Here is a 20,315-nt window from a genome sequence, read left to right on the forward strand (position 1 = left end):
TGCTCCCTTCAGGAGTGGGTGTCCGGGGAGGAGGTCCAGACGTCGGGGCCGCCGGCGGCGAGCACGCGGCGGACGGCCGCCGCGTCGTGCGCCCGCGGCGCGGCGCGCGGATCGCCGCCGGGCTGCGCGGGATGCGGTGCGGTGCCGCGGCCGGGGATGCGGGGGGCGTTCTCGTCGAGGCGCGACGGCACCGGGGTGTCGAACACCGCCCAGCGCCACAGCGCCTCGCGCAGCTCGGCGGCGGCGTCCGCGCAGGCGGGGTCGGTGAGCCGGTTCGTCAGCTCGTACGGGTCGGACGAGAGGTCGTACAGCGCGTCCTCCGCCGGATCGGCGGCCAGCAGCAGCTTGTGCGTACGGGAACGGGCCATCAGCACCCGGCCGCGCCGGCGGTCCTCGGCGAAGACGTACCGGTGCCCCGCGCCCGGCCCGGCGAGGTCGCGCCCCGGCAGCGCACCGGACGCGGCGACGCCGCAGGCGGCGAGCACCGTGGGGGCGACGTCGACCAGCGAGGCCGGGGCGTCGCTCACCTCCCCGCGGCGGCCTCCGCCGCGCGCCCCGGCCGGGTACTTGACCAGCAGCGGCACCCGCACCAGCGGGTCGTACATCGGGCCGTCCTTGAGCAGCAGGTGGTGAAAGCCCAGGTACTCGCCGTGGTCGGAGGTGAAGAGCACGAGGGTGTCGTCGTAGAGCCCGCGCCGGCGCAGCGCGTCCAGCAGCCGGCCGACGTGGTGGTCGAGCTGGGCGATGGAGCCGTAGTAGTGCGCGAGGACGGTACGCAGCACGGGCTCGGTCAGCGGGCCGTAGTCGAAGTACGCGCGGGCGTGCGGCAGATCGGCGTCGGGGATCCGGGGGGTCCAGCCCGGCGGGAGGGAGAGCGCCGCCGGGTCGTGGAGCATGTCCCAGGGGGCGGGCGGATCGAAGGGGTGGTGGGGTTTGACGAACGAGACGTGCAGAAGATGCCCGCCGCCGTCGTCCCACGCCTCGATCTCCCGCAGGGCGCGCTCGCCGATCCAGGTGGTGGAGTGCCACTCCTCGGGCAGGTCGGAGCGGCCGGTGCCGTACGTGTCCCGGTAGCCCGGCGGCGCCTCGGGGCGCAGCGCGAGTTCCTGGTCGAGCAGGTCGACGACGTCGGCGAGGCCGGCGGCGCGCAGGTCGCGGTGGTAGTCGTCGTCGTAGCGGCCGGGGCCGTGCTGTTCCGCGAGCCGGAGGCGGTCGTAGCCGACGTCCAGGTAGGTCGGGGTGAAGTGCATCTTGCCGACGGCGGTGGTGCGGTAGCCGGCGCGGCGCAGGGCACGGGGGAAGGTGTCGAGGGCGGGGTCGAGGGTGCTGTGGTTCGTCCATGCGCCGTGCTGGTGGGCGTAGAGGCCGCTGAGCATGGCGTAGCGGGAGGGGGTGCAGACGGGGTACGGGCAGTACGCCTCGGTGTACCGGACCCCGTCCGCGGCGAGCCGGTCGAGGGCGGGGGTGCGCACGTCGGCGTGGCCGGCGGCGCCGAGGCAGTCCCAGCGGTACTGGTCGGCCTGGATGACCAGCACGTGGGGGCGGGCCCCGGACCGGCCGCCCGGCGCGGGACGCGGTGCGGTCATGCGGGCGCCCCGCCGGGGAAGCCGATGCGGTCGAAGTCGGCGCGCAGTGCGTCGAGCTGGGCGTCGTCGAGGGTGCCCAGCGGCTCCCGGCACGGGCCGCAGTCCACGCCCGCGAGCCGGGTCGCCGCTTTGAAGCCGGGCAGCTCACCGGCGTACCGGGAGGCGGCGTCGATGGCCGCCTGGGCGAGGAGCTGGCAGGCGCGCGCCCGGTCGGTCTCGCCGCGTTCGAGATGGCGGATGAGGCGCAGGTACACGGGGGCGGCGAAGTTGTAGGCGGAGCCGATCGCGGCGCGCGCCCCGACCCCGGCGGCGGCGAGCAGCAGCCGGGCGCTGCCGAAGTACATCTCGTACCTGCCCCCGGCCCGTTCCAGACATCGCTGGAAGTCGGCCAGGTCGTTGTCCGCGTACTTGATGCCGGCGAAGGTGGGGATGCGCCGGGCGGCCTCCGTGAGGAGCGCGCTGGCCGGCACCTGCACCCCGGTTACGGACGGTATGTGGTAATAGATGAACGGCAGCCGCGGGGCCGCGGCGGCCAGCGGGGCGAGGAAGTCCGTGAGCGCCGCGGCGTCGCGGGGCCGGTGGAAGTACGGCGGGACCGCGGAGACCGCGCGGGCGCCGCTCGCCTCGGCGTGGGCGGCGAGGGCCTGTGCCTCGGCGAGGCTGGTGTGGCCGACGTGCGCGATGACGTCCATCCGCCCCTCCGCGGCCGCGCACCACCGCTCCAGCAGCGCCATCCGCTCGGCGACGGTGAGGGACGCCCCCTCGCCGGCGGTGCCGCCGACGTACACCGCCGGGCAGCCCCAGGCCGCCACCGCGTCCGCCTGCTTGCCGACGGTCTCCAGGTCGAGGCCGCCGTCGGGACGGAAGGGGGTGAACACCGCGGTGAGCAGGCTCATCACCGGACTGCCGGCGGCGTAGTCGAGCGCTTTCATACGAGACCTTTCTCGGAGGATCGGGGTCGGAACCACGGAGACGGGCACGGGCACGGCTGCGCGGGCCCGGGGGGGGACGTCGCGGGAGCGGAGGACGGGCCGCGGCAGCGCCGGCCGCGCAGGGCGCACGGCGGGGACGGACGACGAACGAGGACGGACGGGCGGACGGGCGAGCGGGCGGACAGGCGGCGCGGCGGACGAGCGATGGCGCGGCGGGCGGACGGTGGGCGCCCCGCGCGCGGCGCCTGCCGGCCCCGGCGCCCCTGCCGGGGCCCCGTACCGTCCGCTGCCTGCCGCCGGGCGCGGTGCACGCGCTGCTCCGCCCCGGCCGCCCGCACCCGGACCCCGCCGTGGGCGCCCGGGCGCGCCGACCACGCCCGGGCGCCGGCTTCCACCCGCCGCCCGCCGCTAGGCGATGCGCGTGCGGGTGAGGTCGAGGAAGTCGCGCTTGTCGACGGTGTAGCCGCTGACGTTGCGGTCCAGCGCGGCCAGCGAGGGCCGGGTGGCGATGCCGACGGCCCACGCCTCGTCGACCAGCACGCCGTTCAGCTCCGCGTACGCCGTGGCCTGCGCGTCGGGCGTGAGCGCGGTGCGGCTGGCCTCGACGGCGGCGGCGTAGCGGGCGGGGACGGCGGCGCCCATCATCACGTTGTCCTCGGTGGTCAGCATCTGCCGCCCGCGGGAGATCAGCGACGGGCTCTGCAGGTTGTTGGGCTGCGCGGCGATGCAGCACTCCAGTTCGCCGGCGAAGAGCGCGTCGAGGAACGCCGTCTCCTCCATCGGCTGGAGCGTCAGCTCGAAGCCGATCTTCTCGAAGTCCGCCTGGATCGCCTGCACGATGTCCTTGGCTCCCGGCTCGGGACCGAACGCCGCCGTCGCCTTGCGCGGCCCGCCGGACTCGTCCAGCAGCTTCTTCGCGGCGTCCAGGTCGAAGCCGTGGGAGTCGAGGTAGCCGGGGTCGAACGCGGGGGATTCCGGCATGAAAGCGGTGTAGACGGGCTTGCCGAGGCCGAAGCGGACCTGGTCGATGATCCGTTCGCGGTCGATGGCGCGGGCGAGGGCCTGGCGCACCTTCTTGTTCTCGAACGGCGGCTTGGCGCCGTTCATGAAGAACAGGTCCATCCGCCCGGCGCCCTGGACCAGTTCGAAGCGGTCGCGCAGCCGGTCGGCGTTGCGCAGCGACAGGTAGAGCGCGCCGTCGAGGTCGCCCGACTCCAGCGCGCTGACGAGCGCTTCCTCGTCGCGGAAGAAGCGGAACTCGACCTCGTCCAGCCGCGGCTCGCCGCGGCGGTGGTAGCCGGGGTTCTTCTTCAGCCGCAGCAGCCGGTCCCGCCGGAAGTCCTCCAGCAGGAACGGGCCGGAACCGGCCGGCTCCTTCTCCAGCACGGCGGCGTCGTTCCGCTTCGCCGGGACCAGCGGGAAGGCGAACATCCAGTCCAGGACCAGCTCGTCGGGCACGGCCTCGGTGAAGTCCAGCCGCACGGTGCGGTCGTCCTCGGCGGTGGCACGGTCGATGAACGCGGTCGTCGCTGCCAGTGTGAACCCCGCCTCCGGGTCCTTGGCGCGCTCGACGCCGGCGACGACGTCGGCGGCGGTGACCGCCTGGCCCGAGTGGAATTCGCTCTTCCGCAGGGTCACGGTCACGGACTTCTTGTCGTCGGCGAACTCCCACGCCGAGGCGGCGGCCGGCTTGGCCGTGTAATCGCCGCTGTAGTCGAGGAGGTAGCTGTAGAAGGTGTGGATGTGCAGGGCCGTGTTCGTCTGGTACGGGTCGAACTGCATGATCTGCGTGGTGCCGAGGGTCAGCCGGCCGGACGCGCCGCCGGACTGGCTGCCCTCGCCGCAGGCGGTCAGCAGCGGGATGCCGGCCAGCGAACCGGCTCCGGTCAGACCGGCGGCCTTGAGCAGGGAACGCCGGCTGAACCGCGGCGCGGGTCGTGCCATGACAGGACTCCTTTGACGTAGTGCGGGCGCGGGTGTCGGGAGGAGCGGGGTGCGGAGGAGTCGGTGCGGCGGTCAGGTGAGCCGGATCCGCGGGTCGAGGTAGGCGTAGAGGAGGTCGACCAGCAGGTTGAGACAGAGGAAGGCGGCCACGACGAAGAGCACGCCGCCCTGCACGACCGCGTAGTCGCGCTCGCCGATCGAGGTGTAGAGGAGCCGGCCGAGACCCGGGTAGTTGAAGACGGCCTCGATGACGACGGTGCCGCCGAGGAAGCCGCCGAGCTGGATGCCGACGACGGTGACGGTCGGCAGCGCGGCGTTGCGCAGCGCGTGCCGGCGTACGACGTACCGCTCCGGCACGCCCTTGGCGCGCGCGGTGCGGATGTAGTCCCGGCCCATCACCTCGCGCAGCGAGGCGGCCAGGAAGCGGGCGAGCACGCTGGAGGCGTGCACGGCGATCGCCAGCGCGGGCAGGATCGTGGCCCGTACGGCGCCCGCCGGGTCGCTGAAGAGCGGCACGTAGTCGCTGGCCGCGGGGAGCGCGCCGAGCTGCACGGCGAAGACGATGATGAGCAGCAGGCCGAGCCAGAAGGCGGGGATCGCCAGCCCGGCGGTGAGGTAGGCGTCGGCGGCGCGGCCGGCCCAGGAGCGGGGGCGCAGCGCGACGACGGTGCCGGCGGGGATGCCGATGAGCAGGGTGAGCGCCATGGCGAAGGCGGCGAGCTGGCCGGTGGCCGGGACGGTGTCGAGGAGGGTGGAGCGGACGGACTCGGCGGAGAAGTACGAGTCGCCGAGGTCGCCGGTGAGGGCGTTGCCGAGCCAGGTGACGTACTGCTGGACCACCGAGTCGTCCAGGCCGAGCCGCTCGCGGGTGGCGGCCAGTTCGGCGGGGGCGGCGTCGGGGCCGGTGAGGACGGTGGCCGGGTCGCCGGGCAGCGCGAAGACGAACGCCCAGACGGCGACGGAGCCGAGGAACAGCACGAGGGCGAACTGCAGCAGCCGCCGGATGACGTAGGCGTACATCTAGATCGTCCCCTCCCGCGCCCCGCCGGTCACGGCCGTGCCGAAGGCCCGTTGCAGCCCGCGCCCCACCCGGTCGAGGCAGAAGACGGTGAACGCGAGGCAGAGCCCGGGGAAGACGCCGTACCAGGGGCTCTGGTGCAGGTACGAGCGGGCCTCCTGGAGCATCCCGCCCCACGAGGGCGCGGGCGGCGGGGTGCCGAGGCCGAGGAGGCTGAGGCCGGACTCGACCACGACCGCGAGCGAGGCGGTGACGACGAGCTGGACGAGGATGGGGCCGAGAACGTTCGGCAGCACGGTGCGGACCATGGTGTCGGCGGCCGGTGCGCCCATGCCGCGGGAGGCGACGACGAAGTCGCGCTCCCGGATGGAGAGCGTGGCGGCGCGGGTGAGCCGGGCGAACTCCGGTACGGCGCCGATGCCGATGGCGAGGATGAGGTTCAGCCGGCCGGGGCCGAGGACGGCGATGATGACGAGCGCCAGCAGGATGCCGGGCACGGCGAGCAGCAGATCGGTCAGCCGCATCGCGACGGCGTCGGCCCAGCGGCCGGCGTAACCGGCGACGAGTCCGAGCGGCACGCCGGCCAGCGCGCCGAGGGCGGCGGCGCCGAAGCCGACGAGCAGCGAGGCGCGGGTGCCGTGGATGACGCGGGAGGCGACGTCGCGGCCGAGTTCGTCGGTGCCGAGGAGGTGGGTGGCCGACGGGCCGAGGAGGTTGTCGGCACCCTGTTCGTTGGGGTCGAAGGGGGCGACCCAGGGGGCGAGGAGGGCGAGGAGGACCAGCAGCAGCAGCCCGGCGGCGCCGGCGAGCGCGGAGCGGGAGCGGGCGAAGCGGCGGGCGGCGGCGAAGCGGGGCGCCCTCCCGGGCGGGGCCGCGGCGGGGGTCTTGGTGAGGGCGGTGTCGGTCATGAACGCACCTCGCGCCGTGGGGGATCGACCGCGCGGCGGACCTCGGGGACAGGGGTCGCGGGGTCGGTGCCGCGGAGTCGCTCGGCGGCACGGCGGACGGCGGGGGGCCGGGGCGGGCCGGGGGCGGTCATGTGTGGACCTCGCGGGGGACGGAACCGGTGGCGCGGGGGGTGCCGGCGGTGCGGGGGGCGTCGGGACCGCGGAGGGTCTCGGCGAAGTGGCAGGCGGTCAGGCCGCCGTCCACGGCGCGCAGCACCGGCTCCTCGGCGGCGCAGCGCGCCTCCGCCAGCGGGCAGCGGGTGCGGAAGCGGCAGCCCGAGGGGGGGTCGGCCGGGCTCGGGACGTCCCCGCCGAGCGGGGCCCGGCGGCGCTTCTCGCGGCCCGCGGGGTCGGGGGCGGGCACGGAGTCGAGCAGCGCGCGCGTGTACGGGTGGCGGGGCCGGCCGTAGATGCGCTCGACGGGGCCGGTCTCGACGATCCGGCCGAGGTACATGACGGACACCTCGTCGGCGACCTGCCGGACGACGGACAGGTCGTGGCTGACGAAGAGGTACGCCATGCCGGAGTCGTGCTGGAGGTCGGCGAGGAGGTTGAGGACCTGCGCCTGGACGGAGACGTCGAGCGCGGAGACCGGTTCGTCGAGGAGCAGCAGCCGCGGGCGCAGCGCCAGGGCGCGGGCGATGGCGACGCGCTGGCGCTGTCCGCCGGAGAACTCGGCCGGGTAGCGGTCGGCGTGCTCGGGGCGCAGGCCGACGCGGTCGAAGAGGTCGAGCACGCGCGCGCGCCGCCGGGGGCGGCTGAAGCCGCCGGCGAGGCGCAGGGGTTCGGCCACGTTGTCACCGACGCTGAGCCGGGGGTTCAGGGAGGCGAAGGGGTCCTGGTAGACCATCTGCGCCCGCTGCCGGATGCGCCGCAGCTCGCCGCGGTTCGCCCGGACGAGGTCGTGCCCGGCGACGGTCAGTTCCCCGCCGCTGGGCTGGACGAGGCGCAGCAGCATCCGCGCCAGCGTCGACTTCCCGCACCCGGACTCCCCCACGAGCCCGAGCGTCCGCCCGGCGGGTATCTGCATCGACACCCCGTCCACGGCGTGCACGTATCCGGAGGTGCGGGCGAAGACGCCGGTGCGGATGGGGAAGAGCTTGCGCGCGTCCCGCACGTCAAGCGCGAGCCCGCCGTCCGGCGGGGTAGCGGACTTCGCCGCCGTGCCTCGCGGCGCGGCCGCGGGCGGGGCGGCCCCGGCCACCCCCGGATCGCCCGCGGCGTCCGCGTCCGCCGCGGGACCCCGCTCGGGGCCCGCCGTCCCCGGGGGCAGGCCCGCCTCGTCCGGGTAGTGGCACGCGGTCAGGCCGTCGCCGCTCCGCACCGGCTCCGGGCGTTCCTCGGCGCACCGTGCGCGGTCGTGGCCCACCGGGCAGCGCGGGGCGAACGGGCAGCCCGGGGTCGTCTCGATCAGGTCCGGGGGCCGGCCCGGGATGGGGGTGAGGCGGTCGGCGCGTACGTCGAGGCGCGGCAGCGACGCCAGCAGGGCCGCGGTGTACGGGTGCCGGGGCCGGGCGAAGACGTCGTACACCGTGCCCGACTCGACCACCCGCCCGGCGTACATCACGCACAGCCGGTCCGCGGTCTCCGCCACCACCCCCAGATCGTGGGTGATCAGCACGGTCGCCGCCCCGGTCTCCCGCGCCGCCCGCCGCAGCACCTCCAGAATCTGCGCCTGGACGCTGACGTCGAGCGCCGTCGTCGGCTCGTCCGCGATCAGGACCCGCGGCCGGTTGGCCATCGCCATGGCGATGACCGCGCGCTGGCACATCCCGCCGGAGAACTGGTGCGGGTACGCGTCGTACCGCCCGGCGGGGTCCGGCACGCCCACCTCGTCGAGCAGCTCCACGGTCCGGGCCCGCGCGGCGGGCGCCGTCAGCGTCCGGTCGTGCACCCGCAGCGCCTCCGCGATCTGGTCGCCGACGCGCTGCACCGGGTTCAGGGCGGAGGCCGGGTCCTGGAAGATCATCGCCACGTCGCGGCCGAGCACCGCGCGGAGTTCGTCCGGCGGCAGCGCCAGCAGGTCCGTGCCGTCCAGCAGCGCCTGCCCGGTCACCCGCCGCACGTTCCCGGCGGACAGCAGCCCCAGCGCGGCCAGGGCCGTGACGCTCTTGCCGGAGCCCGTCTCGCCGACGACGCCGAGCGTTTCGCCGGCGGCGACGTCGTAGCTCACGCCGTCCGCCGCGCGCACCACGCCGGCCGGGGTGTCGAACTCCACGGCCAAGTCCCTGATGCTCAGGGCCGACCCCGTGTCTGTGGCCACCGGCTCCCCCTCTGGGCCGTTCGGAATCTGCAAGATATCCTACAAGTTCGGGACCGTAGGTTCACCGTGCACCGCTGTCAAGAGCCGTGGTAGGACGGGGATTCGCACGTGGACGAGAAAAGGCGGGAGTCGCCGGTGCAAGAAGCGTTCAAGCGGGTGGGGACCGTCCCCCCGCTGCACAAGACGGTGCAGGACGAGATCAGGCACTACATCATCAAGCGCGGGCTGCGGCCCGGCGACCCGCTCAAGCCGGAGGCCGAGCTGGCCCGGCTCTTCGGCGTCAGCCGCAACTCCGTCCGGGAAGCGGTGAAGGCCCTGGAGTCCACGGGCGTGCTCGAAACCCGCCGCGGCAGCGGCGTGTTCGTCCGGGACTTCTCCTTCGCCCCTCTTCTCGACAACCTCCCGTACGGGCTGATGCAGGGTCCCCGCGCGCTCGGCGAGCTGGTCGCGCTGCGCAAGGCGCTGGAGTCCGGGATGATCGCGGACGCGATGCGGTCGCTGACGCCCGGGAGCGTGGACTCGCTGCGCGACGTGCTGGCCGGTATGCGGGCGGCGGCGGGCCGGCACGAGGAGATCGCCGAGCTGGACCGGGAGTTCCACCGGCTGCTCTTCGCCGACCTCGGCAACGCGATGCTGCTGCAGCTCTTCGACCTGTTCTGGGTGGCCTACCACCGGGCCGCGCCCACCGCCCCGCACCGCGACCCGGAAGTGATCCACGAGCTGCACGCCCGTATCCTCGACGCGGTCCTCAGCGGCGACCCCGAGCTGGCCAGGGACGCCGTGCGGCAGCACTACGTCGGCATCGAGGAGCGGGTCGCCGGTTCGGCGTCCTGACGGCGCCGGTGGCCCGGCTCGCTCCCCCCGGGCAGAACAGGGCCGACCGGCCGTTGACAGCGGCCATGCCGCGGTGGTGGGCTCTCCGCCTGCGCCCGGTGTGCGCGGGCGGCGCGGGGTAGATGTACGGCACACGTACGGGCATCCTTGACCGCGGCGAAACGCAACGGCGACGAGCAGTCGCCGGCATCGGCGTACGGTCGGAAGGACGGCCGGCAGCCGGTGCACGGGACCGGAAACGAACGGAGGGCGGGCGGAGTTGGGCGGATCTGCCAGGCGGCGGATGGCCACGGCGACGGCACTGTCCGCCGCCGTGATCGGCGGGCTGCTCGGCGGCCGGGCACCGGACGCCGCCGCGCAGCCGGAGCAGCAGCCGGACAACGGCGGCGCGGGGTCGGCCGAGACGCCGGCCGCGGAGACGGCGCTGCGCGACGCGGTGTGGCCGCGCCCGCAGCAGTTGCGCGCCCGCGACGGCGAGGTGCACGCGGGCGGGCAGGCGGTGCTCGTCAGCCCCGAGGGCGCGGACGTGCGGGCGCTCGCGGAGCTGCGTGAGGTGCTGCGGTCCTTCGGCGTACGGGAGTTCACGCAGGTGCGTCCGGGCGCCGCGCTGCCCGCGGCCGGGCTGGTGGTCCACGCCGAGGAGGCGCCCGCCGGACCCGCAGGCGTCGCGGGCCCGCCGTCCCGGCACTCCCCGGCCGACACCGCGCTGCGCGCCCTGGGCGCCGGCGATCAGGCCGACCTGCCGGCCGGCGGCTACCGGCTGGCCACCGGACAGCACCAGGGCCGCGACGTCGTCGCGCTGGCCGGCACCGACGCGGCCGGGCTCTTCCACGGCGTGCAGACCCTGCGCGAACTGGCTCGCGCCGCCCGTACGGAGGGCACGCTGCCCGCCGTGTCCGTACGCGACTGGCCGGGCACCGCCGTGCGCGGCATCGCCGAGAACCACTACGGCCGCCCCTGGAGCCACGAACAGCGCCTGGCGCAACTCGACTTCATGGGCCGCACGAAGCTCAACCGCTACCTCTACTCCCCCGGCGACGACCGGTACCGCCAGGCCGACTGGCGCGAGGCATACCCCGCCGGGCAGCGCGCCCGGTTCCGCGAGCTGGCCGAGCGGGCCCGCGCCAACCACGTGACGCTCGCCTGGGCGGTGGCGCCGGGCCAGAACTTCTGCTTCTCCTCCGGCCGCGACCGCAAGGACCTGCTGGCCAAGGCGGACGCGATGTGGGCGCTGGGCGTCCGGGCGTTCCAACTCCAGTTCCACGACGTCAGCTACCGCGAGTGGGCCTGCGGCGAGGACGCCGAGGAGTACGGCTCGGGCCCGGAGGCCGCCGCCCGCGCGCAGGCCGAGACCGCCAACGCGCTGGCCGCGCACCTGTCCCGGCGGCACCCGGACGCGGCCCCGCTGTCGCTGCTGCCGACCGAGTACTACCAGGACGGCACCACCGACTACCGCACCGCGCTCGCCGGCGAGCTGGACGAGCGGGTCGAGGTCGCCTGGTCGGGCGTGGGCGCGGTGCCCAAGGAGATCACCGGCGGCCAACTGCGTGACGCGCAGGCCGCGTTCGGCGGCCACCCGCTGGTCACGCAGGACAACTACCCCGTCAACGACTACGCCCGCGACCGCATCTTCCTCGGCCCCTACGACGGCCGCGACCCGGCGGTGGCCGCCGGCTCCGCGGGCGTACTGGCCGGCGCGATGGAACAGCCCGCCGCCTCCCGTGTGCCGCTGTTCACGGTCGCCGACTACGCCTGGAACCCGCGCGCGTACGACCCGGACACCGCCTGGCGGGCCGCCGTGCGCGACCTCGCCGCGGACGCCCCCGACCCCGGGAGCGCGGGCACCGCGCTCGCCGCGCTGGCCGGGAACTCGGCGTCGTCGGAGCTGGGCGCCAGGGAGTCGGCGTATCTGCGGCCGCTGATCGCGGACTTCTGGCAGGAGCGGGAGCGCGCGTCGGCCGGCCGGCGGGACGGGGAGAAGGCGGCGCAGCGACTGCGGGACGCGTTCACCGTGATGCGCCGCGCCCCGGACGAGCTGGCGCCGCTGGCTGACGGGACGTTCGGCGACGAGGTGCGGCCGTGGCTGACGCAGTTGGCGCGGTACGGCAGGGCCGGCGAGCAGGCGGTGGACATGATCACCGCGCAGGCCCGGGGCCGCAACGAGGAGGCGTGGCGGGCGCGACTGGAGCTGCAGCGGCTGGCCGGCGAGGCGGAGGACAGTGGCGGGGTGGTGGGCGCGGGCGTGCTCGACGCCTTCCTGAGCCGGGCGCTGACCGATTCGGACTCCTGGCTGGGCGCGGGCGGACCCGGCCGGGGCCGCGGGACGTCCGCCTCGGGCGGCGCGGAGCCGCTGGAGGGCTCGCCGCCGGCGGCGGCGGCCGACGGCAGGCCGGCGACGGCGTACGAGGCCGCCCGCCCGCCGTCACCCGGCACGCGCGAGGCGATGGTGGTGGAGTTCGACCGGCAGCCGCTGCGGGCGGTGACGGTGCTGACCCAGCCGGACACGGGCACCCGGGCCGAGGTGCAGGTCCGGGTGCGGGACGGGCACGGGACCGCGTGGCGCCCGGTCGGCGAACTCGACGGCGGCGGCTGGACGGAGCTGCCCGCCGGGCGCGCCGACGCCGACGCGGTACGGCTGGTGTGGGCCGCCGGCACGACCGCGCCGGTCGTGCACGAGGTGGTGCCGTGGTCCGCCGACGAGCCCGGCGCCCGGCTCTCGCTCTCCCGCGACGAGGCCGACGTGACGATCGGCGGCGATGCGGTGGTCGTGGACGCGGAGTTGTCCGCGAGGCGGCCGGGCGACGCGGGCGGCAAGGTGACCGCGAAGGCGCCGAAGGGGCTGAAGGCGGAGTTCCCCGGCGAGGTGCGGATCGCCCGCGGCACGACCGCCAGGGCCCCGATCGAGATCCGCGCGACGGACGACGTGGCGCCCGGCACGTACGAGATCCCGGTGCGGCTGGAGGACGGCGGCGACACCCAGGTCCGTCGCCTCACCGTGCACGCCTACCCCGCGGTGGGCGGCCCCGACCTGGCACGCGCCGGCCGCGCGTCGTCGTCCGGGGACGAGACGCCGGACTTCCCGGCCGCGGCGGTGATCGACGGCGACCCCGCCACGCGGTGGTCCTCGCCGGTCGAGGACGGCGCCTGGGTACAGGTGCGGCTCGCGGAGCCGGCGCGCGTCGGCGAGGTGGCGCTGAGCTGGGAGAGCGCGTACGCGAAGCGCTACCGGGTGCAGGTCTCCCGCGACGGCCGCCGCTGGCGCACGGCGGCGGCGGTGGACGACGGCGAGGGCGGACGCGAGTCGGTGCGGATGGACGAGCGCGAGGTGCGGTACGTGCGCGTCCAGGGCATGGAGCGGGCGACGGAGTTCGGCTATTCGCTGTACGCGGTCGAGGTCCGCGCGGTGCGCGACTGACCGCGCCCCGGGCGGGGGCGGTCAGAGCACCACTCTCCGAGAAGACCGCGCCGAGCCACCTCGCGGTAGCGGCGAATTCGGCGAAGACCGGCGGTTCGGATTCGGGGGCGATTCCGTGGTCGACCAGCATTACCCGGCCGAAGTGAAAATCATCAACCGATCGTGGTGTTAAAATCATCACGATGACGATCAACGACGCACGCGGCGATTTCGCACTCTCTGCGGAGCAGCGCGAACAGTTCGAGCGGGACGGCTACATCGGGCCGGTCCGGATCTACGAGCCCGAAGTGATCGAGGAACGATGGCGGACCGTGAGGCGTCAACTGGTTGACCGGTCCCACGCCATCTACGACGCGAACGCCCGGGGTTCGGCGACCAACATCGCGAACTACGACCGGCACCTGGATATCGATCTGCTCTCGGAGCACATCATGAACCCCAGGATCGTCGACCGGGTGGCGTCGATCCTCGGCCCCGATGTCCTGTGCTGGCGCACCGAGTTCTTCCCCAAGTACGCCGGCGACGAGGGAACGGACTGGCACCAGGCGGCAACCTTCGCAAACGCCAGCAAGAAGCCGCAGATCGCCTGGCCGTCGGAGAACGGTGAGCCGGCGTTCGGCGGCACCATCACGGTATGGACGGCGTTCACCGACTCGACGCTGGAGAACGGGTGCCTCCAGTTGATGCCGGGGACGCACCGCCACATGAACTACGACGAGTCGAAACCCATGGACTTCCAGCCCGAAACGCTCAACAAGACGGAAAAGGAAGGCATCAAGCGGGGCTTCTTCGGCTACGACTACCGGCAACTGCAAACGGATCCCGACTGGAAGCCGGACGAGTCCCAGGCGTTCCCTCTGGTCATGCGGGCCGGCGAGGCGGTCATCTTCTGGTCCACCCTCATGCACGCGTCCCTGCCGCATACGGGAAGCGTCCGGGACTACCGCATGGGTTTCGCCGCCCGCTACGTGCCGACCAAGGTCAAGGTCTACCCGGAAACCGACGACGTGGTCGAGTACGGCGGTGCGATCGACCTCTCGAAGTACGGCGCCGTGCTCGTCTCCGGCGTCGACGACTACGGCATCAACCGCATCGCTACGAAGAACCAGCGGGGCTATCCGTTCCGCGTTCGGTAGCCCGCGGGCCGGGGCGCTGGACCATCGGAGTCACAGCGCCCGGCACGCCTGGCGGTCGATCTTGCCGTTGGCATTGAGCGGAAACGCATCCACGTGCACGAACCGCGCGGGAACCATGTGAACCGGCACGTTCGGAAGCAGGCGGTTGCGCAGTTCGCCCGGGTCGACGGCCGTGCCGGTGTACACGGCGGTGAGCTGAAGCTCGCCGGTCGAGGCGGAGCCGCCGACCACGACGACATCGCCGACACCCGCCCACCGCCGCAATGCGGCCTCCACGTCACCGAGTTCGAGCCGCCGCCCCATGATCTTGACCTGCTCGTCGAGGCGACCCAGGTGAACGAGATCGCCATTGACGTCGGTCATGCGGTCACCGGTGCGGTACCATGCCGCATCGTCGACCGAACCGTCGCTGGAGCCGGCGTCACCCGCCCCATCGGGATCCCGGAAGCGGCCGGCGTTGTCGGCCGGGTCGAGGTACCCGTCGAATCGCTGCGGCCCGCGGACCTGGAGTTCACCGGTCGCCGGGTCGATCCGGCCCTCCAGGTGCGGGTACACCGGGCCGATCGGCACCGTTCCGTTCTTGGTCGCCGGCCACGCTTCTCGGTCCGCCGGCAGTTGGTACGCGGTGACCGTGATGGTGAGCTCGGTCGGCCCGTAGAGGTTCTCGATCGTGCTGTGGGGCGCGGCGTCCGACCACACCCGCGCCTGCTCCAGAGTCAACTGCTCACCCGCGAACATGCTTCGGCGCAGCGTGGGCAGGCTGCCCGGCTCCAGTGACCCGGCGTCGTGCACCCAGGAGACGATCGAGGGCAGCGAGTACCAGTGCGTCAGGGCGTGATGGTTGACGAACTCGACCGGGTCGATCAGTTCGGCCCGTGACGGCACCACCAGCGTGGCGCCGCTCCCCCACGCGACGGCCATGTCGAAAACCGAAGGGTCGAAGGTCAGCCCGAACGTCTGGGACAGGCGGCAACCGGGACCGACACCGTACCGGTCCAGGTGGTAGCGGACGAACGCGTCGAGGTGGCGATGCCGGATCGGCACCCCCTTCGGCACGCCGGTGGATCCCGAGGTGAACAGGATGTACGCGATGTCCTGCGCGTCGTCCGCGTCCTCGACGGCGTCGGCCGCGGGTGCGGCCGACACCTGCCGGGCGTCCTCGGTGCCGATCTCGATGACCGGCAGGTCGAGGTCCTCGGCGAACTCGAAGTCGCGGCCCTCGTCGACGATCAGGGCGTCGAGCTTGGCGACCTCGGCGACTTGGCGGCTGCGTTCGGCGGGATAGTCGACATGCATCGGCACCACCGCGTTGCCGCCGCGGATCACGCCGAGGTAGCCCGCATAGGCCCCCACGCTCTGTGCGGCCAGCAGTCCGATCCGGGCCGGGCGTCGAGGCGCGACCTCCGCGACGACCGCGGCCACGGATCGTGCGACCCGGTCCAGTTCCCGGTAGGTCCATTGCTGCCCGTCCACGACCAGCGCGATCTCATCGGGGAGCCGGTCGGCAGTGGCGGTGAACCAGGAATGCAGCGTTCTCACAGGACACGTCCCTCTGTGCTCGCCGACCGCTTGAGGCAGGGGCGGGGTGCGATCATCATCACCGGGGCCGTGCCAGGATACCCGCGACGGCGGGGCCGGTCCGGCGAACGATCGATGTGTCCATGACCTCGGTGTGCAGGCACGTCAGTCGATGCGTCTCGGCGCCACCGGAAGAGAGGTCGGCCCACGTGATCCCGGCCCGGCGGCGTAGCGGCCCGGTCTCGTCGGTCTCGAAGCTGACGGTCCGGCCGTCGAACGGCCGGGATCGATGAGCCGCGGAGAGGCGGAAGCAGTGCGTGGCGGTGCCCAGCAAATCGTCGAACAGGGACTCGGTCAGCTCGCCGGCCTCGCCCCCGACGGAGCCACGGATCGATGCCGTGATCGCCTCCATGGTCTCCGGTGAGAGAGCCTCCGGGGACTCGGCCCCGCCGACCTGGACCATCCCCGGAACGCCTGGGACGGCGTCGAGCAGCACCAGGTCACGCACCGGACGCCCGGACTCCTGCGCCAGCACCGCGATCTCCTGCGCGACGACGCCGCCGAAGCTCCATCCGACCAGAGACAGAGGACTGTCGGCGTTCACACCGGCGATGAGGTCGAGGTAGGTCTCGGCCACCTGCCGCAGCGTCCCCGGCCGGTCCGCACCGGAGACCACACCCGTGGCCTGCAGGCCGTAGACCGGGCGTCCCTTCGGGAGGAAGGGCAGGAACCGTGCGTAGGCCCAACTGAGTCCGCCGATCGGCGGAAGGAAGAAGACCGGGTCGAGGTCGCCGTCCGCGCGCAGGGGGAGCAGCGGCGCCAGCGAGTCGTGCACCGGGCTCCCCAGGCGGTCGGCGAGTCCCGCCACCGTCGGCGCCTCGAGCAGCCACGGAATCTCGACGTCGGTCCCCAGCACCGCCCGCACCCGCGAGACCAGGGGCGCGATCAGCAGCGAGTGGCCACCGAGGTCGAAGAAGTTGTCGTCGACCCCGACCGCCTCCTCGCCCAGCGCCTCGGCGAAGAGCTGGGCGAGGATCTCCTCCCGGGAGTTGCGCGGCGCCCGGCCCCCGGCCGGCGACTCCGGCGGCGGCGGGTTCGCGATCGCGACCCCTGCCCGAGGCTCGTTCCGGGCCGCCCCGTCGCCGACGAGCCGCCGGACGTGAACCCTGCTTTTCTTCCGGACGGCCGGAGCATCGCCGTCGGAACGCTTCGGCGCGTCGGGCACCGGGTGTGCGAGGCGGTCGGCGAGTCCCGCCACCGTCGGCGCCTCGAACAGCCACCGGATCGCGACCTCCGTCCCCAGCACCGCCCGCACCCGCGACACCAGGCGCAGGATCAGCAGCGAGTGGCCACCGAGGTCGAAGAAGTTGTCGTCGACCCCGACCGCATCCCGGCCCAGCACCTCGGCGAAGAGCCGGGCGATGGTCTCCTCCCGGGAGTTGCGCGGCGCCCGGCCCCCGGCCGCCGACTGCGGCGACGGTCCGCTCGGGCCCGTCTCAGCGGGCGGCGACGTGAGTGACGCCCCACCGCGGACGAGACGCCGGACCGGATCCTTGCGTCCGGACGGCGCGGCGCCGTCCGACAGCAGGCTCGCCAGCTCGACATCCGGTTCGGCGATCGCCCGTAGCGCGAGTGACCGGTAGTGCTCGGTGAAGGAGGCTATCGTCGACCGGTCGAAGAGCGCCGTACGGAACGCGATGTCGGTCTCGAAACCGTTGTCGCCCCAGATGACCGAGACGCCGAGTTCGAACTTGGTCGTGCTGTTGTCGGTCTCAAGACGCGCCACGCGCAGCCCGGGCCAGCGGTCCTCTCCCGACCCCTCGTATTCCACGGCGAGAACGGTGTCGAACAGGTCGGGACGGAGCCCGAGCTCCGAGGTCGCGAGCTCGGAGACCAGATAGGCGTACGGGTATCTCTGGTTCTCGTAGGCGTCCAGCAGGTCGCCCCGGACCTGGCGCAGCAGATCCCGGAAGGTGCGCGCTCCGAACGAGTCGACGCGCAGTGTCATCATGTTCACGAAGTAGCCGACGGCGTCACGGAATTCGTCCGGCCGGTTCGAGACCGGGCTGCCGACGACGATGTCCCGCTGGCCGGTCAGGTGGGCGACCGCCAGATGGTGCAGCGCGTGGGCGAACATGAACGGCGTGAGCCGCTCCTGCGCGAGCAGCGAGCGCACACCTTCGAACTCCCGCGCACCGATGGTGAACCGCGCGGCGTCACCGGTCAGCGACGAAGCCAGGGACCGGGGGCGGTCGGTCGGCAGGAGGAGATGGGGGGCGCCGGAGAGGGTCGCGCGCCAGAAGTCGAGCTGCTCACGGCTCTCCTCCTGGTCGAGCCATGCCCGCTCGTCGATCGCGAACCGGGTGTACTGGCCGGCCGGCTTCTTGCGCGAAGCGGCACCCGGCCCGTCGGCGTAGAACTCGGCGAGCTCGTCCATGACGATGTCGAGCGAGCCGCCGTCGAAGATGATGTGGTGCGTGGCGAGCACCAGCACGTGCTCCCGTTCACCGCACCTCAGCAGGGTCGCCCGCAACAGCGGACTCGTCCCCAGGTCGAAGCCGCGGTCGGCCTCCCGCGCCAGCCGCCGGCGCAGCCCGGATTCGCCGCCCGACACGTTCTCGACGGTCAACGGCACGCGCAGGTTGTCATGGACGACCTGACACACCCGGCCGTCGCGTTCGGCGAACGTCGTCCGGAAAGCGCTGTGCCGGGCGACGAGCCGGTCGAGCGCGTTCTCGAGCGCGGGCACGTCCAGCTCACCGGTCAGCCGGAACGGGAAGGTCATCAGGTACTGGGAGGTGCCCGGCGTCATCTGGTCGATGAACCACAGCGCTTCCTGACCGACCGAGACGGGCGCCAGTCCTTCCGGATTCACCGAGTCCGCCATATCACCTTCATTGAATTCACGCGCATTCGGCGATGCTAGCAGGAAAGATCATGCTGCCGGCTCCTGTTGCGACAACCCGGGTACCCCACGAGCGGCGCGCCTTCAGGTCCACGCCACGCCGGTTCATTCACCCGCGTCCAACTGGGCGCAGAAGTCGCGCAGTCGCGGGTGGTCGAACAGCTTCCGCATCGTCGCGGGCGCGACCTTCCGGCGGATCACCGCCACAGCCCGGCTCGCCACCATCGAGTGGCCGCCGAGCTCGAAGAAGTCGTCGAACGGCGACTCGACCGGAACCCCCAGGAACTCCGACCAGATCGCGGCGACTGCCGCCTCGACCGGTGACAGCGTCGTATCGCCGGTTCCATGGGAGGTTTCCGCCTCGGGCGGGGCTTCGGCCGGCCCGGCGGGCGCGTTCGGGGACGTGCCGGGAACGAGCCGGGTGAGCACGCCGGTCAGCCCCAGGGAGTCGATCGGCGCCTCGGGATCGCGCAGCAGGGCGGCCAGGATCTCGCGGTAGGCGTCCCGGTAGCCCGCCGCGGTCTCGCGGGAGTACGTACGCAGCGCGAACTCCCAGTCGAGAGCGACCACGGAATCCTCGACGTAGCACCAGGTGATGAGTTCGAACGGGCCCTCGACCCGGTGGGCCGGAACCCCGGAGTCCCGCTCGCCGCGGACGGTGGGACTGCCCTTCGCACCCGCGGTGAACATGGTGTTGATGAGGTCGTCGCCCAACCCGCGCCCGGAGACTTCGAGTTCAGCGATGGCGCGGCTGTAGGGCAGCTCCTGGTGGTCGAGCGCGTCCATCACGTCGAGGGAGACGGCCTCGACCACGGCCCCGAAGGAGGCGGCCCTGTCGACGGTCGACTTGATCACGAGCGTGTTCACGAGCATTCCGACGGTGCCGGCGAACCGTCGCGGCCGCCCTTCCACCGCGGTGCCGAGCACCACCTCACGGTCGTTCGCCGCGTGGGCGAACATGATCTGCATCGCACAGAGCAGCACGGTGAACGGGGTGGCCCGCGCCCGGCGGGCGTAGTCGAGCACCGCGGCCGCCAGCTCGGGCTCGAGGACCGTCGACACGGCACAGGTCCGATGGGTGCCTTCCGCCGGCCGGCTGCCGCCGTCACCCGGCAGCACGCTTCCGCGCACGCCGGCGAGCCGTTCACGCCAGTATTCGCGCTCCTCGCGGAAGCCCTGCCCCGAGAGCGCGTCGAGTTGCCGCCGGACGAACTCGGTGTAGCCGGGGGGAGCCGGCGGGAGATCCGGGACGGCCCCTCGTCGTGCGGCCTGATGGAACGCCTCGAAATCCTCCAGCACGCGCGACAACGAGGGACCGTCACACGCGATGTGGTGGACGACGAGGAGGATCGACGTGCGCTCCTCGGCGACGCGGATCGCAGCGAGCCTGATCGGCATGTCCGCTGCCAGATCGAACGGCGCGTTGGCCTCGTCGAAGAGAGTGGCGGCGATCCGCTCGGCACGCTCGGGCTCCGGCACGTCACGAAGGTCGGTGACCCTGACCGGCATCCGGCCCGGGGCGTGCGACACGACTTGGACCACACCGGACTCGGTCTCCCGGAACGTCGTGCGCAGCGCCTCGTGCCGCCGCACCGTCTCGTCGAACGCGAACTGGAGGGCGTCGAGGTCGAACTCGCCCTCGACGTGGAGGGCCTCGGGGAGGTTGTACGCCGCGCTGGCCGGGTTCAGCCGCCAGAACACCCACAGTCCCTCTTGGAGCGGTCCGATGGGGAGCGTGTCACTCGTCTCGTCGACCGGTGGGACCGCACCGTCGATCCGCGGGGACTCCGCCCTCACGTGGTCCTGTGTTGTCATCT

General features: G+C 73.4%; 12 protein-coding genes. 3 read left to right on the plus strand and 9 right to left on the minus strand.

From position 1 onward, the window contains the following. Positions 1-8: 8 nt before the first annotated feature. The 6 genes from I003_RS0103065 to I003_RS0103090 all read right to left on the minus strand — a co-directional run bounded on the left by I003_RS0103065 (position 9) and on the right by I003_RS0103090 (position 8,651). Entirely contained in the window at positions 9-1,586 is a 1,578-nt protein-coding gene (locus I003_RS0103065) for a sulfatase-like hydrolase/transferase (protein ID WP_027770149.1), read from the minus strand. Further along, the gene (locus I003_RS0103070) at positions 1,583-2,518 is read right to left on the minus strand and encodes a dihydrodipicolinate synthase family protein (RefSeq protein ID WP_027770150.1); all 936 of its coding nucleotides are present in this window, start codon (positions 2,516-2,518) and stop codon (positions 1,583-1,585) included. Before I003_RS0103070 ends, I003_RS0103065 begins: the two co-directional genes overlap by 4 nt. Positions 2,519-2,926: 408 nt before the next feature. After that, a complete protein-coding gene (locus tag I003_RS0103075; RefSeq protein WP_027770151.1) occupies positions 2,927-4,462 on the minus strand; it encodes an ABC transporter substrate-binding protein in 1,536 nt (511 codons plus the stop codon). A 72-nt stretch (positions 4,463-4,534) separates the two neighbouring features. Then, the gene (locus I003_RS0103080; RefSeq protein ID WP_027770152.1) at positions 4,535-5,482 is read right to left on the minus strand and encodes an ABC transporter permease; all 948 of its coding nucleotides are present in this window, start codon (positions 5,480-5,482) and stop codon (positions 4,535-4,537) included. After that, a complete protein-coding gene (locus I003_RS0103085; protein ID WP_027770153.1) occupies positions 5,483-6,388 on the minus strand; it encodes an ABC transporter permease in 906 nt (301 codons plus the stop codon). A 127-nt stretch (positions 6,389-6,515) separates the two neighbouring features. Next, positions 6,516-8,651, minus strand: coding sequence for an ABC transporter ATP-binding protein (locus tag I003_RS0103090; protein ID WP_027770154.1), 2,136 nt, complete (start codon positions 8,649-8,651; stop codon positions 6,516-6,518). 147 nt (positions 8,652-8,798) lie between these two features. On the opposite strand from I003_RS0103090, the gene I003_RS0103095 reads away from it, so the two are divergent. From I003_RS0103095 to I003_RS0103105, 3 genes are all read left to right on the plus strand, one after another. Continuing rightward, positions 8,799-9,524, plus strand: coding sequence for a FadR/GntR family transcriptional regulator (locus tag I003_RS0103095; RefSeq protein ID WP_486584067.1), 726 nt, complete (start codon positions 8,799-8,801; stop codon positions 9,522-9,524). Positions 9,525-9,807: 283 nt separating this feature from the next. Continuing rightward, a complete protein-coding gene (locus I003_RS0103100) occupies positions 9,808-12,939 on the plus strand; it encodes a glycoside hydrolase family 84 protein (protein WP_027770156.1) in 3,132 nt (1,043 codons plus the stop codon). A gap of 182 nt (positions 12,940-13,121) precedes the next feature. Then, a complete protein-coding gene (locus tag I003_RS0103105) occupies positions 13,122-14,075 on the plus strand; it encodes a chlorinating enzyme (RefSeq protein ID WP_027770157.1) in 954 nt (317 codons plus the stop codon). Between the two features lie 30 nt (positions 14,076-14,105). On the opposite strand, the gene I003_RS0103110 is transcribed toward I003_RS0103105, so the two are convergent. The 3 genes from I003_RS0103110 to I003_RS0103120 form a co-directional block, all read right to left on the minus strand. Then, positions 14,106-15,614, minus strand: coding sequence for an AMP-binding protein (locus I003_RS0103110; RefSeq protein WP_027770158.1), 1,509 nt, complete (start codon positions 15,612-15,614; stop codon positions 14,106-14,108). 58 nt (positions 15,615-15,672) lie between these two features. Beyond that, positions 15,673-18,480 (minus strand): alpha/beta fold hydrolase, encoded by a 2,808-nt coding sequence (locus I003_RS0103115; protein ID WP_027770159.1) that lies wholly within the window; start codon positions 18,478-18,480, stop codon positions 15,673-15,675. Positions 18,481-18,603: 123 nt separating this feature from the next. Further along, positions 18,604-20,313, minus strand: a complete 1,710-nt coding sequence (locus tag I003_RS0103120; protein ID WP_078563689.1) for a condensation domain-containing protein — start codon at positions 20,311-20,313, stop codon at positions 18,604-18,606. Between the last annotated feature and the right edge of the window lie 2 nt (positions 20,314-20,315).

The organism is Streptomyces sp. CNQ329 (genome assembly GCF_000482585.1).

Bases quoted from the DNA above. Each gene is read 5' to 3' on its own strand.
- I003_RS0103085 (WP_027770153.1), bottom strand. From the start codon at position 6,388: ATGACCGACACCGCCCTCACCAAGACCCCCGCCGCGGCCCCGCCCGGG.
- I003_RS0103115 (WP_027770159.1), bottom strand. From the start codon at position 18,480: ATGGCGGACTCGGTGAATCCGGAAGGACTGGCGCCCGTCTCGGTCGGT.
- I003_RS0103100 (WP_027770156.1), top strand. From the start codon at position 9,808: ATGGCCACGGCGACGGCACTGTCCGCCGCCGTGATCGGCGGGCTGCTC.
- I003_RS0103075 (WP_027770151.1), bottom strand. From the start codon at position 4,462: ATGGCACGACCCGCGCCGCGGTTCAGCCGGCGTTCCCTGCTCAAGGCC.
- I003_RS0103070 (WP_027770150.1), bottom strand. From the start codon at position 2,518: ATGAAAGCGCTCGACTACGCCGCCGGCAGTCCGGTGATGAGCCTGCTC.
- I003_RS0103080 (WP_027770152.1), bottom strand. From the start codon at position 5,482: ATGTACGCCTACGTCATCCGGCGGCTGCTGCAGTTCGCCCTCGTGCTG.
- I003_RS0103120 (WP_078563689.1), bottom strand. From the start codon at position 20,313: ATGACAACACAGGACCACGTGAGGGCGGAGTCCCCGCGGATCGACGGT.
- I003_RS0103105 (WP_027770157.1), top strand. From the start codon at position 13,122: ATGACGATCAACGACGCACGCGGCGATTTCGCACTCTCTGCGGAGCAG.
- I003_RS0103065 (WP_027770149.1), bottom strand. From the start codon at position 1,586: ATGACCGCACCGCGTCCCGCGCCGGGCGGCCGGTCCGGGGCCCGCCCC.